15 protein-coding genes are annotated in these 19901 nt (G+C 43.9%); 14 read left to right on the top strand and 1 reads right to left on the bottom strand.

Annotation, left to right across the window (positions count from 1 at the left end; genetic code table 11):
* The first annotated feature begins 437 nt into the window (after window positions 1–437).
* From dnaX to WC080_04550, 8 genes are all read left to right on the top strand, one after another.
* The gene (gene dnaX, locus WC080_04515) at window positions 438–2198 is read left to right on the top strand and encodes a DNA polymerase III subunit gamma/tau (GenBank protein MFA7244517.1); all 1761 of its coding nucleotides are present in this window, start codon (window positions 438–440) and stop codon (window positions 2196–2198) included.
* 92 nt (window positions 2199–2290) lie between these two features.
* Entirely contained in the window at window positions 2291–3724 is a 1434-nt protein-coding gene (dnaB, locus tag WC080_04520; protein MFA7244518.1) for a replicative DNA helicase, read from the top strand.
* A gap of 238 nt (window positions 3725–3962) precedes the next feature.
* Window positions 3963–4181, top strand: a complete 219-nt coding sequence (locus WC080_04525) for a hypothetical protein (GenBank protein MFA7244519.1) — start codon at window positions 3963–3965, stop codon at window positions 4179–4181.
* Between the two features lie 994 nt (window positions 4182–5175).
* Window positions 5176–7809: a hypothetical protein gene (locus WC080_04530; protein ID MFA7244520.1), complete on the top strand. Its 2634-nt coding sequence runs from the start codon at window positions 5176–5178 to the stop codon at window positions 7807–7809.
* 82 nt (window positions 7810–7891) lie between these two features.
* Window positions 7892–9832 carry a UvrD-helicase domain-containing protein gene (locus tag WC080_04535; protein ID MFA7244521.1) on the top strand — a complete coding sequence of 647 codons (1941 nt, stop codon included), beginning with the start codon at window positions 7892–7894 and terminating at the stop codon, window positions 9830–9832.
* A gap of 60 nt (window positions 9833–9892) precedes the next feature.
* Complete coding sequence (locus WC080_04540; protein ID MFA7244522.1) at window positions 9893–10882, top strand: G5 domain-containing protein; 990 nt, start codon at window positions 9893–9895, stop codon at window positions 10880–10882.
* Window positions 10883–10950: 68 nt separating this feature from the next.
* Window positions 10951–11808, top strand: a complete 858-nt coding sequence (gene rsmA / locus WC080_04545; protein MFA7244523.1) for a 16S rRNA (adenine(1518)-N(6)/adenine(1519)-N(6))-dimethyltransferase RsmA — start codon at window positions 10951–10953, stop codon at window positions 11806–11808.
* Window positions 11809–11896: 88 nt separating this feature from the next.
* Window positions 11897–13276, top strand: a complete 1380-nt coding sequence (locus WC080_04550) for a divalent metal cation transporter (GenBank protein MFA7244524.1) — start codon at window positions 11897–11899, stop codon at window positions 13274–13276.
* A 50-nt stretch (window positions 13277–13326) separates the two neighbouring features.
* Here WC080_04550 and WC080_04555 read toward each other — a convergent pair whose 3' ends face one another.
* Window positions 13327–13533, bottom strand: a complete 207-nt coding sequence (locus WC080_04555) for a hypothetical protein (protein MFA7244525.1) — start codon at window positions 13531–13533, stop codon at window positions 13327–13329.
* Window positions 13534–13766: 233 nt separating this feature from the next.
* Here WC080_04555 and rsmI point away from each other — a divergent pair, with 233 nt between their 5' ends.
* The 6 genes from rsmI to WC080_04585 all read left to right on the top strand — a co-directional run.
* Window positions 13767–14501 carry a 16S rRNA (cytidine(1402)-2'-O)-methyltransferase gene (gene rsmI / locus WC080_04560; GenBank protein MFA7244526.1) on the top strand — a complete coding sequence of 245 codons (735 nt, stop codon included), beginning with the start codon at window positions 13767–13769 and terminating at the stop codon, window positions 14499–14501.
* On the top strand, window positions 14491–15078 hold the full coding sequence (locus WC080_04565; protein MFA7244527.1) for a GNAT family N-acetyltransferase: 588 nt from the start codon (window positions 14491–14493) through the stop codon (window positions 15076–15078). Before rsmI ends, WC080_04565 begins: the two co-directional genes overlap by 11 nt.
* Window positions 15079–15575: 497 nt before the next feature.
* Window positions 15576–17045 carry a methionine--tRNA ligase gene (metG, locus tag WC080_04570; protein ID MFA7244528.1) on the top strand — a complete coding sequence of 490 codons (1470 nt, stop codon included), beginning with the start codon at window positions 15576–15578 and terminating at the stop codon, window positions 17043–17045.
* Between the two features lie 80 nt (window positions 17046–17125).
* Window positions 17126–17974 (top strand): DMT family transporter, encoded by an 849-nt coding sequence (locus tag WC080_04575; protein ID MFA7244529.1) that lies wholly within the window; start codon window positions 17126–17128, stop codon window positions 17972–17974.
* Between the two features lie 38 nt (window positions 17975–18012).
* Entirely contained in the window at window positions 18013–18801 is a 789-nt protein-coding gene (locus WC080_04580) for a TatD family hydrolase (GenBank protein MFA7244530.1), read from the top strand.
* Between the two features lie 218 nt (window positions 18802–19019).
* On the top strand, window positions 19020–19901 hold an 882-nt coding region (locus WC080_04585; GenBank protein ID MFA7244531.1), incomplete at its 3' end, for a hypothetical protein.

Raw genomic sequence — 19901 nt, forward strand, 5'->3', positions numbered from 1 at the left:
CCGAATTACAAAAATATTCTATCATTAGCGGATTTATTTATCAAGCGTTTTTATGGGAAAAAAGGACATATTTGTAAATTTACTAGTGCTGTAGCTTATTCAACAACCAAAACTACTATTAGACAATTGCTTAGCAATAAAGCGACTAGCTATAGTGTTGATTAACTATTGAGCAATCCACAATCTGTTCACAACTCTGGGGAGAAGCTGGGGATAAAACCCCAGTTTTTAGTTGTTAGTTTTTAGTTATTCGTTATGGGAGCACTCATTTATACTCTAGTTTTCGTCATATGGGGGAGACATCTATAATGAATTTACATCCACGGAAAATCTACACAGAAAATCACGGAAAGCATTCGCGGAAAGCTAAAAAATCCAGGAGAGTTAGTTCTGTGTAATTCTGCGTGAAAATTCTGTGGGATAATTTCAAATTATAAATGGAGCGTAGCGAAATGTCTTTGTATCGAAAATACAGGCCGCAGAAATTCAATGATCTTGTTGGGCAAGATCATATTCGTGATACTCTGCTTCAAGCAGTAAAAGATAACCAGATTTCACATGCCTATCTTTTCACTGGGCCACGCGGAACCGGCAAAACCACAGCTGCAAGGCTGATTGCCAAAGTTGCAAATTGCCACGAGATTCTTGAATCAATAAAAAGCGGGAAGACATCTTCTGGTGAGCCATGCAATAATTGCGAATCTTGCAAAGACATACTTTCAAATAAATCAATCGACATCATAGAAATTGATGCTGCATCGAACAGGGGAATAGACGAGATAAGAGAGCTTCGCGAGAATGTTAAATTCACGCCGGCGAAATCAAAATACAAGGTTTATATCATAGATGAAGTTCATATGTTGACCAAAGAAGCTTTCAATGCGCTTTTGAAAACTCTGGAGGAACCGCCTGCGCATGCGATTTTCATCTTGGCGACGACCGAAGCGCACAAAGTGCCGGCAACGATTGTTTCCCGTACCCAGCGTTTTGATTTTCACCGCATCGGCAAAGATGATCTTAAAAAGAACCTTGAAAAGATCGCCAAAGCGGAAAAAATCGATATCGAACCCGAAGCAATTTCTTTGATAATTTCGGCAGCCGAAGGCGGACACCGCGATGCGATTTCGCTTCTCGACCAGGTGTCGGGAATCGAAAAAAAAGTAAGTGCAGAATCGGTCAGAAATATATTGGGACTTGTCCCAAGCGAAGAAGTGTTTGCACTTCTGGGGGCGATTTTTAATACCAATCCGGAGGAGGGATTAAAAATCGCCCATCGCTTGTTTGAAACCGGCCACGACATGGCAAACTTGAACAAGCAGATTATCGAAACACTGCGCCGGATTCTCCTTTTTTTGATGTCGGAAAAATTTCTTTTTGAAGATACAAAAGAGAATGAAATAGCTATCAAAAAAACCTGTGAAGAGTTGAACGAAAGTGGCGGTTCAACCGCCAAAATCACAGCCCTGATTGATGTTTTTATTGAATCGGGCAAGCTTCTCAAGGATGTCAACATGCCGATACTGCCAATCGAGATAGCGATTGTTGAGGGAAGCGTTCTCTTCGAGAAAATGCCAAAAGACAAATTGCAAATGACAAATAAAATATCAAATCCGAATGTCCAAGATCCAAAAACGGATAGTCATTCCGACCAATCCGCCAGCTGGCGGAGAGCGGAGGAATCTCCAAAAGAACCTGACCGCAATAATTTTCAAAAGATCTCTCCATCCCACTCCGCCGAGGTTTCGAGAGACAAGCAAAATCTAGATGACAAGAAAGAAGAATTAGAAAACCGAAATGAAAAAATCGAGATGGGAGAGGAGAAAAAAACCACATCTCACAACTCACATCCCGCAAAACCAGCCGAAGTAACTTCGGCCCCTGTTATTGAGATGACTCTGGATAGTTGGCAGAAAATTATTGCCGAGATCAAAAATGAAAACACATCGCTTGCGGCGCTTCTGCGAGATTCGAAACCAGTGGCACTCGAGGGCGAAAAGATGATTCTGGGCGTCAAATTTCCATTTCATAAAGACAAAATCTCCGAGCCGAAAAATATCCAGATCATCGAGGAAACGATCAAAAAATTGACCGGCAAAACCTATATTGTAGAAGTTAAAATTGCTGATCTGCGAGCAAAACCGAAAGAGAAAGCATCGGACGACGAACTGCAGAAAGCAGCAGAAGAGATTTTCTCATAATGTCAAAATCCGAATGTCGAATGTCAAACAAAAATATTAAATTTCCAATTTATTTGTAATTTGAAATTTGTAATTCATGTGTTGGAGGGTCTGTGCCTCGTGATAATGAAAAAAAACAGAATAATGAACGCAAAAAGAAGGTCGTCATTCCTTCCGGAGTTCGGATTCCGCCGCAAAATGTCGATGCCGAACGCTCAGTTTTGGGTGCTATTCTTATTGATAAGGATGCAATTATCAAAGTAGCCGATATCGTCCGTCCGGAAGATTTCTACGAGTTTCGCCACGAGACGATTTTTTCGGCGATGCTCGAACTTTTTGATAAGCGCCAACCGATTGATATAATCACGCTTTCCGAAACATTAGAAGCAATGGAAAAGCTTAAGGAAATTGGAGGCTCGAGTTATCTTGCGGATATTGTAAATTCTACACCCTCTGCTTCCAACATCGTTTACTATGCGCAAATTGTCCGCGACAAGGCGGTTTTGCGCCGGCTTATTGAATCGTCGGGAAACATCAATCAGCTTGGTTATGATGAAGATGCCGATATTTCCGATACGCTGGACAAAGCGGAACAGCTTCTTTTTGCCGTCTCGCAGAAATTCATGAAAGAGAAATTTACGGCGGTTAAAGATGTGCTTACAGAAGCTTTCGATCGTATCGACAAGATTCATAAGGATAAGGATAAGGGGGCAATCCGCGGCGTGCCATCCGGTTTTCGTGATCTTGACAACATCACTGCCGGCTTTCAGAATAGCGACCTTCTGATTCTTGCTGCCAGGCCTTCCATGGGTAAAACTTCCTTCGCCTTAAACCTTGCCGAACACGCGGCGATCGAGGAAAAAATTCCGGTCGGAATTTTTTCCTTGGAAATGAGCAAAGAGCAGCTCGTCGACAGGCTTCTTGCATCGCAGGCCGGGGTGGATTCCTGGAAGCTGAGAACGGGAAATTTATCAGACGAAGATTTTCCAAAAATTGGTTATGCGATGGGAGTCTTGTCGGAAGCGCCGCTCTTCATCGACGACACGCCGGGGGCAAATGTGATGGAAATTCGTGCCAAGGCTCGCCGCCTGCAGATGGAGCATGGGCTTGGGCTGGTAATCATCGACTACCTTCAGCTTATGGAAGGAAAATCCCATTCCGGTGACTCAAATCGAGTGCAGGAAATATCGGAAATATCCCGCTCACTCAAGGGCTTGGCGCGTGAGCTTAAAGTTCCGGTGATCGCACTATCACAGCTCTCCCGTGCAGTCGAGCACCGGCCTGACAAGCGACCGCAATTATCCGACTTGCGTGAATCTGGTTCTATCGAGCAAGATGCCGATATCGTGATGTTCCTTTATCGCGAAGAGTATTATGAGCCGGAAACCTCGAAGAAGGGAATTACTGAAGTCTTGATCAAGAAGCATAGAAATGGCCCGACGGGCGGGATGGAGCTCTTCTTCCAGCCTGAGCAGATGCGCTTCCGCGATCTCGAACGCGCCCGCTCCGCCGATATTTCTCCTAAAGATTTGGAACCAGTGGACTGAGTCCCAAGGGGATGAAACACTGCTTGTCCCGCGTAGCTTCAGCGAAGTGGGGAGCGCTTTCGAAGGGCCAGTATATTGAGTTCATAAAGTTCATAAGGCATGCCCCATAGTGAAATAGCAGTTTCTGCTACTGGGATCCAAAATGTCTGTAAAGTCTATCATGCTGCGATGTTGACTATTTTTGTGTTTTGATCTAATTTAGCCACGAGTAAACCATACTGCTTCGGAGGTGATTTCCGTGGCTCATCGCGGGAAGGGGGTGTTCAGGCGCAGGACCTGGGAGCCAAGGCGTCCGGTGTACATCACGCCGGAAGTAGTGGGAGGAAAGATTGCACGTGGAAAATGCCAGTGCGGCGAGCTGGTACCGACTCCGGAGAACAGCGAGTTAGCGATTTTTTGCCCGGGATGCGGGCGGAGAATTGCTGGCAGCAATCGTTTCGCCGAGCTTTCGCATTGAGTCCCGCCCTTCACCAGAGGGCGGGACTTCGACCATTAATATAAAAAAACTTGCAACAGGACATGAAAAATATCTGGCGTGTTTTTTGGCGGGGCATATTAATGGTTGACATCATTAAGTACAAAATATATAATGTTATAATCACTTTAAAAATTGAATAGTGTTAGTGCCGGAGGGGCACGATAGAATCTCAAATATCAAATATCAAAGATATGATGCGCCTCCGAACGGCGCATTTTTGTTTGCATGAGTGAGATGGGAATTGAGAAAGGTTCGCTCCCGCCTTTCTCTCCAAGGGATTAAACATCAATCGATAAAACAAGCGGTTATATTTAATCCCTCCCAGCTCATTCCTGCAAAAACAAAAAAGAAAAACAAAGAAAATCAGAAACGGAAGAAATGGAAAAAACAAAAGAACATTAAAAAAAGCAGGAAAAAATCCAAACGAGGATAGGTCAAAGCGTCTTTTGTTCGACAATAAGTCGAGTAAGGGATGCCACAACGACTTAAAATGCCATTGCGGCACGCCTCATGGGTGTGAGTTGAATCGACCGGGCAATAATTTAAAATATTTGTTCCCGATAAGCTCGAATATCACTTGCACCCAATCAAAAGAGTTCATCAATACGATGAGCTTTTTTGTTTAATTTGGCTTGAATCGGGAACTGTTCCCGACCCACACATCATTCAGGTTCGTCTCGAGTCTTGCAGTCTCGCAGTCGAAACTTCATTACGCGGGGCAGGTAAGCTCGAATATCACTTGCACCCAATCAAAAGAGTTCATCTACAAGATGAGCTTTTTTGTTTAATTTGGCTTGAATAATGTATTACTTTGCCCGTGAAGACACTCCAAAATTTAGTTGTTTCACTCCTGCAGTTTCGGGCTCTTCACTGAGAAAAGCTACTATTTTAGAATTAGATTTTTTGATTGACAATTTGTTGGATGAAAAATATAATTAACTCCAGAAGCTAAAAAATTTGAAAACGAGGGGATTTGAAAACTATTTTATCAGAGGGATCTCGGAAATTATTTTATCTTGCCACAATAATTTTGGTATTGTTCTCAACAATCTTTGGTTATCAAATTCCCAAAAAAGCTTTTGCGGCCAGTTTTTATTGGAAGGGCGGTGCGGCAGGAGATGCCAACAACTGGAGCAACGCCGATAACTGGTCAGCTACTTCAGGCGGAGCCGGTGGAGCCGGTGTTCCGGGGGCGGGAGATGCGGTTATCTTCAACGCGGCGACTAGTGCTGTCAATTGCAGTTTAACTTCATCGGTTGAGGTTGGTTCAATTACAAATATAAACACCGGCGGTTATAATGGAACTCTGGCTATTTCTAGCTACGCATTAACGATAAATGGAAATCTAGACTGGGAAAGGGGATCTTTAACTGCGACAACTGGCGCTTTGAATGTGGGCGGGGACTTCCTAACATATAGTTACACCGCCGGGACTAGCACCGTAACTTTGAGTGGCGAAAATAAACTTCTCACCCCGGGCTGTAGAACATACTACAACTTAGTCGTAGCTGGTAATATGTCCGGTTCGGGCTGCTTTACGGTCACCCATAACCTTACAATTAATTCAGGCAAAACTTTAACAACGACCAGTAGCAATGCAAGTGTGATTAGTAAAGACGCAACGCTTGTTATTGACGGAACTATGGATGGTATCGGGCTTTTGGAATTTGACGATTCTACTTCAAGTACAATTTCCGGTTCGGGAAATATAAATCTGTCGGTTGATTTTAGGCCAGTGACTGGAAATATTGTAATTCCGGCCAGAACCTATGGCGGCCGGGTACAAGTAGTTAATTATTCCAATACTGACTATTCAGCTACCTTGGGAAGTGCGGCAGGGCAGACCATCACTTGCGATGGTTTTTCGGTCACTAATCGTTACGATCCTTATCGCCAAGGTGCCGGAGATATCACAGTTCTGGGAGATACTTATAATCCAAATATGGTCATAAATGGTAGCTTGACGATGAGTGGCACGGGCACGGGCACCAGGACTCTTTCAATGGGTAGTGGCGACTGGACGGTTAGCGGAAGCGTCAATGTTGCCGGTGGCACTTTGACTAATGCTAATGGCAAGATCACCTTGGATGGGAACAACACTTATGACTGGAATGCTTTGGGCACCGGCATCGATAGCAATGTTTATTCGATGGTGGTCTGGGATAATAAGCTGGTTATTGGAACCGACTGGATGACAACTGCCGGCGGGGTGTCGGCCAATGGTGTGGCAGTCTGGGATGGATATAGTTGGAGTGCACTTGGCGATGGCATCGATGGTTACGTTTACTCTTTGGCAGTTTATAACGGCGATTTAATCGCTGCCGGCTATATCGAAGGGTCTGGAAGCACAACTATGTACGGACCGCTTAGGTGGACCGGAACTAACTGGGTCGAGCTTGGAACCTGGACCGATCCGTATGATTTCAGTGCAATGATCGTATATAATGGCAATTTGATAGTTGGTGGTGATTTTACTGATGCCGCAGGGGTTCCTGCCGATGGCGTTGCCTCATGGAACGGAACATCCTGGTCGAGCGTTGGCACTGGCTTGGTTACAAGTCCATGGGATGATATTGTCAATGCACTTGCAATCTACGATGGCCATCTTGTGGCCGCTGGATCATTTGACACAGATCACGGCTCGGTAGCCGACTGGATCGCCTATTTCGATGGAGCAAATTGGCAGAATATGGGTAACTTAGTTCCTGGTTTTTTCTCAAACTGGAGCACAATTTTCTCCCTCCTTGTAAAAGGTGGCAATTTATATATTGGCGGTGTGCTCGGGAAAACCGATTATCTTTCCGAATCCCAGCCTGTCGGAGTTTGGGACGGAGATAATTGGTCAATTTTAGGCGATGGCCAAACATATGGAGTAGGATTTTCGCTTTTGGATTTTAACGATGAAATATATGCAACGAGCGTAGTTTCAGCCCCAAGTGGCACTCCTGGAATCGGAGGAATAAGCAGGTGGAATGGCACAAGCTGGCTGCCAGTTGGTGAGGATACTGATTATTCTATGACCACTTTTTCTGCATTGGCCGAATACAACGATGAGCTCTACACTGGTGGTCCATACGCAAGAATCGGTTCGGGGAGCGCATATTATATCGCCCGTTATTCGCATCCATATTTTGTCGCTGGTTCCAACTCATTCAACGATATCACAATCTCGAGTGATTCAACTGCGCCCATAACTTTTTCAGATTCTTTAAGTATTGACGGGACATTTGCTGATAATACAGCAGGTTCAATACTTAAGTTTCACAATGGATCAACCTTTGAATTTCCAGAAGTTGATCTGGATGGTTCTTCCGGCCATCTTATTATCCTTCAAAGTACAGATAGCGGGGAGAGCTGGTTTTTAAATGTAAGCAATCCTTCTCCAAGTGTCTCATATATTGATGTCTCGGATTCAGATGCTTCCGGCGGTAGTGAAATACTGGCAACGAATAGTACCGGTGATGGCAACCAGAACTGGAATTTTGGTGAATCTGATCCGCCACAAGACGATGAACAGGTTCCGGGCGATCAAACCAATCCGATAAATAATGTTGGTGGGACAGCTATTATTTCTATTCTGCCCCAAACTGGCTGCGACTTGTATTAGATTTTGACTTGGTAATCATTATCACCTTTCGAGGTGATTTTTTGATTGATGAATAATGCCGATCGCGATATAATAAGATCTCATGGAAGATTTATTTTCAGGATTAAATTCGATGCAAAAGGAAGCGGTCCTTGCGACAGAAGGACCAGTTTTGGTATTGGCGGGTGCGGGTAGTGGAAAGACCAAAACCTTGACGCACAGGATTGCATATCTCATACGTGAAAAAAATGTTTCGCCGTACAATATTCTTTCGGTAACATTTACAAATAAGGCGGCTGGCGAAATGTCTGAACGAGTGGGTAATTTACTACTGACCACAGACCATCGGCTACAGACTAACAGATTACCTTGGATGGGAACTTTTCACTCAATTTGCGTGCGAATATTGCGGCGGGAGGCGGAACATATCGGGATGAGCCGGAATTTTACCATTTATGACGATGGCGATCAGCTTTCAATCATCAAATCCTGTATGAAAGAATTAAATATCGACCCGAAAGAATTCAATCCACGATCGATCCAGTATTTTATTTCCGGTGCAAAAAATGAGCTCATGGGTCCGGAAGAATACAAAAAATATATCAATTCGCCTTTTGAGAAGATGACCTCGCAGGTTTATGACAAGTATCAAAAATATTTACGAGAGGCAAATGCTTTCGATTTCGATGACCTAATCATGCAATGCGTGGTTCTATTTCAGAAGAATCCGCAAATACTCGAGCGATATCAGGCCCAGTTCAAATATATTCTTATCGATGAGTATCAGGACACGAATCAGGCGCAGTATATGTGGGCGAAGCTTCTCTCCGCCAAGCACAAAAACATCATGGTTGTTGGTGATGATTATCAGGCGATCTACTCTTGGCGAGGAGCGAATTTCAAGAACATTTTGAATTTTGAGAAAGATTACAAGAATGCCAAAGTAGTGAAACTTGAACAGAATTATCGCTCTACCGGAACGATCCTTGAGGCGGGGAATGAAGTTATTAAATACAATCGCAACAAGACTGACAAAAAGCTATGGACAGAAAATGATGCCGGACGGCTAATCACCGTCTACGAAGCACTAAACGAGAAGGATGAGGCGGAATTTATTGCCTGCGAACTAAGATCTTTGTGTAAAGACGGCCATTTGTCGGATTACGCAGTTTTATACCGGACAAATGCCCAGTCGCGAGCGGTGGAGGAAATCTTCATGCGTTTTGCTATTCCATACAGAGTGGTTGGAGGAGTGCGCTTTTACGAGCGAAAAGAAATCAAGGACATGATCGCATATCTGCGCTTGGTCGCGAATCCCAATGATTTTGAAGCTTTGAAACGAGTTGTTGTCGCTCCGCCGCGAGGGATTGGGGAAAAAACGCTGAGTCAGGTATCACCTGCAGGAGGGGGTATCACGTATCAGGCGGGGGAGGCAGAACTCACAAAATTACCGAAAAAAATTCAGGAATTCTATCAGATTCTTGCCGAAATCAAAAAGGCTGCTCGGGACATGGATCTTGCCGATCTTATCGAACACATCGCAATTAAAGCCGGATTTAAAAATTTCCTACTCGATGGCACCCCAGAGGGGGAGGGCAGATGGGAAAATGTGGAAGAACTTATGGGCGTTGCCGCTGACAGAGATAAAAACGAAATTGATGAAATCGATCTTGACGATTCTGAATCCGGCATGTCAAAGCTCGATAAATTTCTTGAGCGGGTGGCACTGATTCAGGACATGGACACATATGATCCAAATGCAGAATCCGTAACTTTGATGACTTTGCATTCAGCTAAGGGACTAGAATTTGAGACAGTTTTTATCATAGGAATGGAGGAGGGGATTTTTCCACATTCACGATCAACGATGGACGAGGCAGAAATGGAAGAGGAGCGAAGGCTTTGCTATGTGGGCATCACCCGGGCAAAAAAGCGGCTTTATTTACTATATGCCAATGAGCGAAATATCTATGGCAGATTCCAAAGCAACCCAAAATCGAGGTTTATTGAAAATATACCTGAGCACTTGCTCGATACGATTTAGATACATCTTGCTCAAAAATCGGTTCTAAAATACAATAGAAGGTGCATCCCTGATGCGATTATGAACCTAATTATGAAATGGATTGCGCTTATCATCGGCCCGGTGGCGATGGCGGCGGGATCCACAAATATAAATAATCTCCCGGTGGAAACTACGAGCACAAAATATGCCCAGTCATATTTTGTTGAGGAGCATTTACCGAACGGATCAGTCGGTCAAACATTTTCTGGTAAAAGCAGCGCAAAAGAGATATTTTCGGCGGTGAAAGACATCGGCGCAGCGCCATATCCCGAAGATAAACTTGAACCATTCTTCTCCAAAGATTTTGTCCTTGGAAGCTATGTGAAAATGTATCGCGCACCATCTTATGAGGTTTTTGATGGTAAAAAACATGCCACATATCGATCGTGGACAACAAATGTGGGAGAGTTGTTATCGGAAAAACATATTGAACTAGGTAAAGACGATAAGATAAATTTTGCTGCCGACTTTCCGATTGAAGAAGGGATGACGATTAGAATCACAAGGGTGGCGCACACCCAAGTTGTTGAGAATCAAGATATCGATTTTTCTGTCATCAAAAAAGATGATCCGAATTTAGATCAGGGAAAAACCACCATTAGGCAAGCTGGTAAAAAAGGTCAACGAGCCTTGACGTATGCAGTAACGCGTGAAGACGGGGTTGAAGTGGCGAGAGTTTTGATCAGCAATGAAGTTATGTCAGAACCTATTGACGAAATATTGATGATTGGAACGCGGCCGGTTATCACAACTGCCTGCAGACACAATGATACGGTGATTGCAGCCAGTATAAAATATGGCACTAAGCCAAATGAATTATGCTATCGGATGATGGCGGAAAGCCATGGCAATTCGCTGTCGGACGGAGGGGCGTACAAAGGATTATTTCAATACACCCCGTCCCTATGGGAACAGATTTCTCCGAAAGCCGGCTATTCCGGTGCGAGCATTTGGGATGCCGCAGCACAGATCTATACCACCGCTTGGGCCTGGACTCACGGATACCGCGGCCGCTGGCCGAGCCCGTAATTTTAACGAAAAGCCACTAAGTGGCCCCTTTGGGGTTAATAACTAAAAACTAATAACCAATTGAAAAAATGTTTGAATCAAAAGAAAAACTGATCCAGTATCTCAAAGAAAATCACCTCTACACCAACAAATTGCTGGGGCAGAATTTTTTGGTGGATGAAAACGCTCTGACTAAAATTATTGAAGCGGGTGATATTGAACCTGCAGATACCATTATCGAAATCGGACCTGGGTTGGGGGTACTGACGGAGAGGCTAGTAGAAAAGGCCAACAAGGTAATTTCCATTGAACTGGATCAAAAACTCGCAGAGCTTTTATCTCAAAATTCAAATCTCAAATCTCAAATTGAAATCTCAAAACTTGAAATCTTGAATGCTAATGCATTAGATTTTGATCTATCTAAGCTGCAAGCTGAAAGCTACAAGCTAATAGCTAACATTCCTTATTACATCACTTCGAAAATTCTGGAGAAATTTTTGACAGCGGAAAAAAAGCCGAAAACTATCGTTCTTCTCGTTCAGAAAGAGGTGGCGGAGAGAATTTGCGCACCGTCCGGCGCAATGTCGGTTTTATCCGTTGCGGTACAGGCATACGGAGAACCGGAAATAGTTGACATCGTTTCGGCAGCATCATTCTTTCCGGCACCGAAGGTTGACTCAGCGATCTTGAAAGTGAAAGGTATAAATTGGAAAGTGAAAAGTATTACGGAAAAAGATTTCTTTCAGGTGGTCAAGATCGGGTTTGCGGCACGGAGGAAAACGCTTCTCAATAATTTATCGGCGGCCTTAAGGCTTGACAAGGGTACTATCCTAAACATTTTAAAATCTGTAAAATTAAATGAGAATGTGCGTGCACAGGAGCTGTCGATCGCGGAGTGGCAAACACTCGCGATCAATGTCAAATTAAAAATTTCAAATGACAAATAAAATGACGAACTTTGGTCAGAATGTATCCATTGGAAATTTCATTTGAAATTAGATATTCGGATTTAGTCATTCACGCCGGAGGTGTGTTGTGAGGGGCAAGGACATTTTAGAAAAAGTAGTCGAGTCACCAGCAAAGGCGCTGGATGAAACGATTAAGGGTGGTGAGGCAGTTATCAGTGCTGTCGAGAAACAAGCGCCCGTGAAAAAGGCTGGAGAATTTTGGAATATTTTGGGTCCCGGTCTCACAACTGGTGCATCAGACGATGATCCTTCGGGTATTGCGACTTACTCGCAAACAGGCGCTAAGTATGGCTTTCAGCTTTTGTGGCTGGCGCCACTCACATTTCCGCTAATGGCGGTTGTTCAGGAAACTTGCGCTCGTATCGGTTTGGTGACCGGTCGCGGATTAGCAGCGAATATCCGCCAGCATTTTCCACGCTGGGTTCTTTACACTGCGACAATTTTGCTTTTTATTGCCAATACGTTCAATATTGGCGCCGATCTAGGCGCTCTGGCTGAGGCAGCAAGACTTTTCGTTCCAGATCTAAATTACTCATTGATTCTAATTGCTTTCGCGCTTTTCATTGTGCTTTTGCAAATATTCTCGACTTACAAAAAATATGCAACCTATCTAAAGTGGCTGGCACTGCTACTATTGTCATACGTTTTTTCGACCTTGATGATCAGGGGTCTTGATTGGAAGCAAATCGGCTTAAGCACTGTCGTGCCAAATCTTTCCCTTGGCCGTGAACAAATCATACTGATCTGCGGGATTCTGGGTACGACAATTTCGCCATATCTCTTCTTTTGGCAAACATCTCAAGAAGTCGAACAGGACATCTCTGACGGTAGGACGACGATTGCCGCGAGGCAGGCTTGCGCTGATCCGAAACAAATATCCGATATGAGAATCGATGTCTGGTCGGGTATGTTTCTCTCGAACATGGTAATGTTTTTCATTGTCACTGCTTGTGCTGCAACCCTAAATGTTCAAGGAATCACGGAAATAGGCACTGCGGCCCAGGCGGCAGAAGCCCTGCGGCCACTTGCGGGAGACGCGGCTTATCTGCTTTTTGCGATCGGAATTTTTGGCACAGGTCTCCTTGGGATTCCAGTTCTTGCCGGTTCGGCGGCTTATGCTATTTCTGAGAGTTATGGCTGGCGCTCAGGCTTAAACTATAAACTACGCCAAGCCTCGGCATTTTATGGAGTCCTGATCATCTCAATTATGATCGGCGTCGGCCTTAATTTCATCGGCCTTGACCCGATTCGGGCGCTCATTTATTCTGCTGTTGCTAATGGCTTAGTCGCGCCGGTCGTACTGGTTCTCATAGTTCTCCTTGCATCAAGCAAAAAAATCATGGGTCGTTGGGTTTCCGGGCCGGTAACAAGAGTTATCGGCTGGATTGCAACTTCTCTCATGATTATTGCAGGACTCGCAACTATTTACTCGATATTTTGGGGGTAGGGGGTGTAGACCGGACTGCAAGCGCTGTGCGCGATGCTTTTGTGTCCGGTCTACGGGTCTGCGCTCAGTATTGCTGCGTTTAGATCTCGCAGCTGAAGTTGTGCTGGCTTGCCTTCCGGTGTTTGGGCCGGTAGGCTTATAGCGTATCTTCCGGGGTCAAAGGTTGCTCCGTGAAACGGGTTGTGCCCTTGTCCCTTGATGCCCTCTCCATTTCTGATGAAGCCGAGAAACCTGACAATTGTGGCCGGGTTCGCCATGTTACCGTCCCAATCGACCTCAAAAACGATTTTGGGGTCGGACGGTCCGGACGGAACGAGTCGAGCCGCGATCATATAGATTGCCATACTGACCCCCTTTCTTCTGAGCGCGGCTTGATAATAGCACTAAAATAAAAAATGTGCTATACTTTTAAATTAATTCAAAAGTCAATCCGCCAGCTGGCGGACAAACGTCAAAATTGCAACTCAAAATTAATCAATTTTTTGGGTAAATGGACATCGCAGATCAAAAATTCGGAACATTATATATCGTCGCAACACCAATCGGGAATATGGGCGATATCACTTTGCGTGCGATCGAAACGCTGAAATCGGTCGATTTGATCGCTTGCGAAGATACGCGGGTATCGAAAAAGCTTCTCGATCATCTTGGCATCCAGAAAAAAATGATTTCACTGCACCAACATTCCGGCGAAGACAAATTTAATTTGATTCTTCGGGCTCTTACGAGGGGAGTTAATGTCGCGTACATCACCGATGGTGGCACCCCAGGAATTTCTGATCCGGGGCAAGAATTAGCTAAGAACTTAAAACTAAAAACTAATAACTTAGTGAAGGTAATTCCAATACCGGGACCGTCAGCTGTTGTTGCAGCGATTTCTGTCTCAGGAATGGTCGAAAAAGAATTCTACTTTGTCGGATTTTTGCCGAAGAAAAAAGGCAGGCAAACCACGTTCAAATTTTTTGAATCGTTGAATTGTCCAATTGTTATTTACGAATCAGCGATCCGGCTTCAGAAGACATTAGAAGACGTCAAGAACTATCTCGGAGGGGATACCGAAGTCTTCATTGCGCGCGAGATGACAAAAATGTTCGAGGAATATTGGGGAGGCAATATCGAACATGTCATTTCTGAACTAAAAAACCACACGCTAAAAGGGGAGATAGTGCTAATAGTCAGAAAGTCCGTAAAGTCCGTAAAGTCAATAAAGTCGAATGACAACTAAAAATTCAAAAAATGAGGGAATAAAAATCGTAGAACCGATCACAGAGCAAGACTTTTTGGATTCTATCGAGCTGGTCAGAAAAACTTTGTTCTGGGAAAAAGGGCTTCTAAATGAATTTAAGAGTTTGTCATCAGGCGAACTACTGATTGCAAAGGATAAAAATAAAATTGTGGGTGTTTTATCACAACGCAGGCCTGGGAAAATTTTTACAGATTGGCCGGAAGAATATTTTGATCTTGAAAATATTAAAAGCTCTAAAGAAGACATTGGCTATATTGCAATCATTGCCGTTGATAAAAAATCTCAGGGAAAAGGCGTCGGCAAAAAAATGATTGCGAGCGCGCTGAAATTACAAGAAGAGTTTGGATCAAAAGCAATCGCAGTTCATGTTTCACAAAATTCTCCGGGTGGAGCATCGGAGAAACTTTTTAGATCATTCGGTTTTGAGCCGGTTAAATTGTACGAAAAGCCGTGGGAAGAAATCTCGAAGGAAAAGGGGTTGGAAGGTTTTGTTTGCGCTTTTTGTGGCAATCCCTGCGTTTGCGACGAACTTGAGATGATCAAATATCTTAAATAACAAACAACCCCGAAGGGGCCCCGTTGGGGCTAATAACCCCGAGCCAAAGGAGCCAATGGCTACCCGTTGGGTCTTCCCTTCGGAAAAGGGGTCCCTTTGGGACTTAGAACTAATAGCTATAAGTGTTGATTGAAAAAACGGACCGCCCACCCCGGAACTTCGGGTGGGCGGCGGTGCGTCGCGGCCTAGCTGTCGTCGGTAGATTGAGTCTCGTCCTTGGGTTCTTTGAGTTCGCCATCGCAAGGGTCCCCGCCGTGCCCATGCTCAGGCAGAACATAGCAGGCCTGGCCCTGTGAGTCTCGGCCCTTGATGAGAGTCGCTTCGTATCCACAAATGCTGCATTTTCCCGACGGCATCCATGATACCTCCTGTGTGTGTGCTTACGACTTGGATATGTTAGCACTTTTGAGTGATCCGGTCAACGATACCGGCTTCATATTGTGGAATTTATTTAGCTTTGATAAGATCAAGTAAACTCAAGTTAGGAGATGTTTTTTATGTCCGAGAAAAAAGTTTTTGTGACAACAGCAATCGATTATGTAAATGCTAAGCCGCATATTGGCCATGCTTTGGAAAAGATTCAAGCCGATGTTCTTGTTCGCTGGAATCGTGATTCTCTTCGCAACAGCACTTATTTTCTGTCTGGAACCGATGAAAATGGGCTCAAGAACGTCCAAACTGCAAAAGCCGAAAATATGCCGGTGAAGAAATATGTTGATAGAAATTCAACTTATTTTACTGCGCTTAAGTCGATGCTAAATCTTACATATGATCAGTTTATTCGTACAACAGAGGCAAAACATTTTGAAGGATCACAAAAATTGTGGAAAGCGTTCAAGCCGGAGGACATCTGCAAGAAAAAGTATAAAGGCTTATATTGTGTAGGTTGTGAGGAATTTAAGACAGAGAAGGATCTTGTCGATGGCAAGTGCCCCGAGCACAATTGCCCGCCCGAAGCTGTGGAAGAGGAAAATTACTTTTTTAAGTTATCGAATTACCAAGAGCAAATTCTTGATCTGATTAGGACTGATAAAGTAAAAATTTTGCCGGAATACAGGAAAAATGAGGTTATCAACTTCATCGAATCGGGATTAAACGATCTTTCAATCTCCCGATCTGCCGAGCGGGTAGAAAATTGGGGCGTTCCAGTGCCCGGTGACGATTCCCAAATCATGTATGTCTGGATCGATGCGCTCGCCAATTACATTACGGCGCTCGATTACGACAAAAACGGCGAACTGTTTGAAAAATACTGGTTAAATGGCAATGAGCGAATTCATATAGTAGGCAAGGGGATTCTACGTTTTCATGCAATTTATTGGATCGCGATGTTGCTCTCGGCTGGTCTGCCGTTGCCAACGGCTGTGCTATCACATGAATATTTGACGATCAATGGCAAGAAAATTTCCAAGTCTCTTGGCAATGTCATTAATCCGGAGGAAGTGGTTGAAAAATATGGCGTCGACGGTGCGCGTTACGTTCTTCTGACATCACTTCCATGGAGCAAGGATGGCGATATAACCTGGGAGAGGATGAGCGAGAAATATGCTTCCGATCTTTCAAACAACATCGGAAATCTGGTTCAGCGAACGATTGCGATGATCAAGAAATACGATGTGAAAGTCGAAAGTCCCGAGTCGAAAGTCCATAAAGTCGAAGGTGAGGACAATAACTTTTTTAATGAGTCAGAATTCAAAGAAGAGATCGAATCGTTGAAGATGGAGTTGGCTCTGAAGCGAGTTATTGCTTCTGCCCAATCGCTAAACCAATACATCGATGAAAATAAGCCCTGGTCCCTTGCAAAAACCGACATGGAAAAGTGTACCGAGGTTTTAAATAATGTCCGAGATAATCTAATTTATCTTTCAGATTTTATAATGCCATTTATGCCTGAAGCAGGGAAAGGGATGAAAAAGCAGCTCGAAACTTTGGAACCAGAGCCGCTATTTCCGCGCATCGAGAAATAAATTGAGTGTTCCCCCTTCGCCCTTTGGGCTTCGGAGGGACGAAACAAACTATTATATAATCAATGTGTTTCGGAGGGTTAATGCTCGAAGCAGTTATCGCTTCAATTGGATATGCGGGGGGAGTCGTTGCAGATAAAATCATTTTGTGCCGGCACAGAGTTCCGGTACTCCGATTCATTCCGTTGCTTTTCATTTGGCTTGCAATTATTTCCGCAATATTCTTACCGCTTTATGGATCGATCAATTGGAATGGCCTTTTGACTGCACAATATATTATTCTCTTTATCTTGCTCATTGTGGTTGCGGTGACCTGGAATATTTTTTATTACAAAGGAATTCAAAAAGAGGAGATTCACGAGTTTGAACTCATTATGCTCTTATCTCCGCTGGTTACGATTCTTCTTGCCACGATATTTTTGCCAAAGGAGCGCGATTGGACAATATTCGTCGCCGCGGTTGTCGCTTCGGGAGCTCTTCTTGCTACGAGATTTCGCCATCACCATATGAAAATAGGCCGGACGGCTTGGCAAACAATGTTGGCAATGGTGCTCATGTCGGCAGAATCAATATTTATCAAGGAAATGCTTGCGGTGATGTCACCAGTTACCCTCTATTTCATCCGGACTGCAATAGTCGGGTTGGTTTTCTTGATCGCATACCGGCCAAAATTGTTCTCAATGCCGAGAACCGCTTACGGGCTGACGATAATCTCAGCGATTTTTGGCGTGGTCCAAATGGTCTTGAAATTTTACGGATTCGATTCGCTCGGAGTTGTCGAGACGACCATGATTTTGGTTCTTGGCCCATTTCTTGTGTATTTTGCTTCATCCTATTATTTCAAAGAGCAGCTTTATAAACGCGATATTTTTGCTGCAGTAATCGTGATACTTTGCATCTTATTTGTGACATTCAAAAACAGCTTTTTGTAAAAAACGGAGCTATCAGTTATTAACTTTTGAGTTAAATTATGTATATCGACACGCATGCACATTTGGATTTTCCAGAATATAAGGCCGAAGTCACTGCTGTTTTGGGCAGGGCGAAAGAGTCGGGAGTCGGGAAAATAATAAATGTTGGAGTAGATTTTGCTACGAGCAAAAAATCGGTCGAAATCGCACGACAGAATCCGGAGGTTTATGCGGCAATCGGCCTGCATCCGGATTCGGCAGGGGATCTGGATATGGAAACAAGATCACTTCTAACTACGCTTGCCGGACAGAAAAAAGTCGTAGCAATCGGCGAGATCGGGCTTGATTATTATTATTTGAAACGTGCTTCGAGATTTGCCAAATATCCCAAAAGAGAAGAGCAGATTTTTTGTTTCGAACAAATGCTGGATCTGGCAATTGAACTACGCCTTCCGGTAATCGTTCATTCCCGTGAGTCCGAAGCTGATACTATTTCGATACTCAAAAGTTACAAAGATAGCATTCGGGCAGTGATGCATTGTTTTTCGGGCGATTATGAGTATGCCGCGAAGATTTTAGATATGGGTTTTCTTATATCTTTTACGGGAAATATAACTTTCAATAAAAATACGCAAGCGGCCGATGTGATAAAAAAGATTCCGCTTGGCTCAATAATGATCGAGACAGATAGCCCCTTCCTTGCGCCAGAACCTCACCGGGGAGATAGAAACGAGCCTGCATTTGTGGTAGAAGTTGCAAGGAAAATCTCTGAGATAAAAGACCTCCCGCTAGCTGAGGTTGAGAGGTCTACTACAAAGCGTGCTGAAAGTTTCTTTCGGCTTACCTAATTAGATGCTCCTGTTCTATATTTCTTATTCAATTTCTTTTGTCCCGGAAGCTCTCCCTGTGGTACAATTAGATTGACATTTTGATAGTCCCACTCTGGGGAGGGGAAATGATTGAGAAAAAGCAACGTTCGCGTTACTTATTCTGCCTCTTTTGGTAGTATTTTTTGATATTAATTTTAATCATTGGAATGACAACTGTGGAGCTTGACAGGGAAATAATGAACGTACAAAAAAGCACGAGAACCACATTCTCCCGATTTTCTCCATGGCACAATGCTCTGCGGATGAAATCCCGTTGGTATTATCGTTGGCACCTGAATAATATCGCTTCGCCAATCCATTGGGGAATATTGGTTCTATATGTTGCGATAGTTGCTAGCTTTGGATTCATGATAGTTCGTCCGTCAGATATCATAAATCCTAAATCAGCTCGTGCCGCTGATAGTTATTCAATGGCGGGATTGGTCGAGCATTCAGCCTATAATGGAACATGGGTGGATAGCGGCAACACTTATAATAGCTCGCCTTATTATGAAAATGGTTCACTATATGTTTTTAGAATGGAATGGGGAAATTGGTATGCCGGGTCCTCATTAGGTGACACTTCAGTTCTTATTGGGCCTAGCTCTGCTAGCCCTGACGGCAGTTATACCTATATGTCGGAAACAGGCGTTCTTTCTTTGGTTCCTTCCACCATAACTATCTCCGGAACTTGCAAACAATATGACGAAGCAACAAATTGCTCTGATGGGGAGACAATCAAAATAGCAGTCAATGGAACTATCCAAACTCAAACCGGAACTACAACCAGCGGAACATGGTCCGTGGCAGATGTACCAACCAATTCAGGGGATATGATTACTGCTTTTGTCCATAACGTTCCCGATGCCAACGAAGCTAATGCTGTAACCAAATATGACGGCACAGGCGATATCACCGGCATCAATTTGTATGAAAAACACTTATCTATCGGTTCTGATGATAATCAAACTATATCTAACGCTGATCTGTCTAATTATGATAGCTCTGTTTCGCAGAATGAAGACATCTTCTTTGATGTCGATGCTTCGAATAATCTGACTTTGCCGGCAACCGGAACC

The organism is Patescibacteria group bacterium, from assembly GCA_041674405.1.
Taxonomy (GTDB): Bacteria; Patescibacteriota; UBA1384; order XYA2-FULL-43-10; family XYA2-FULL-43-10; genus JBAYVT01.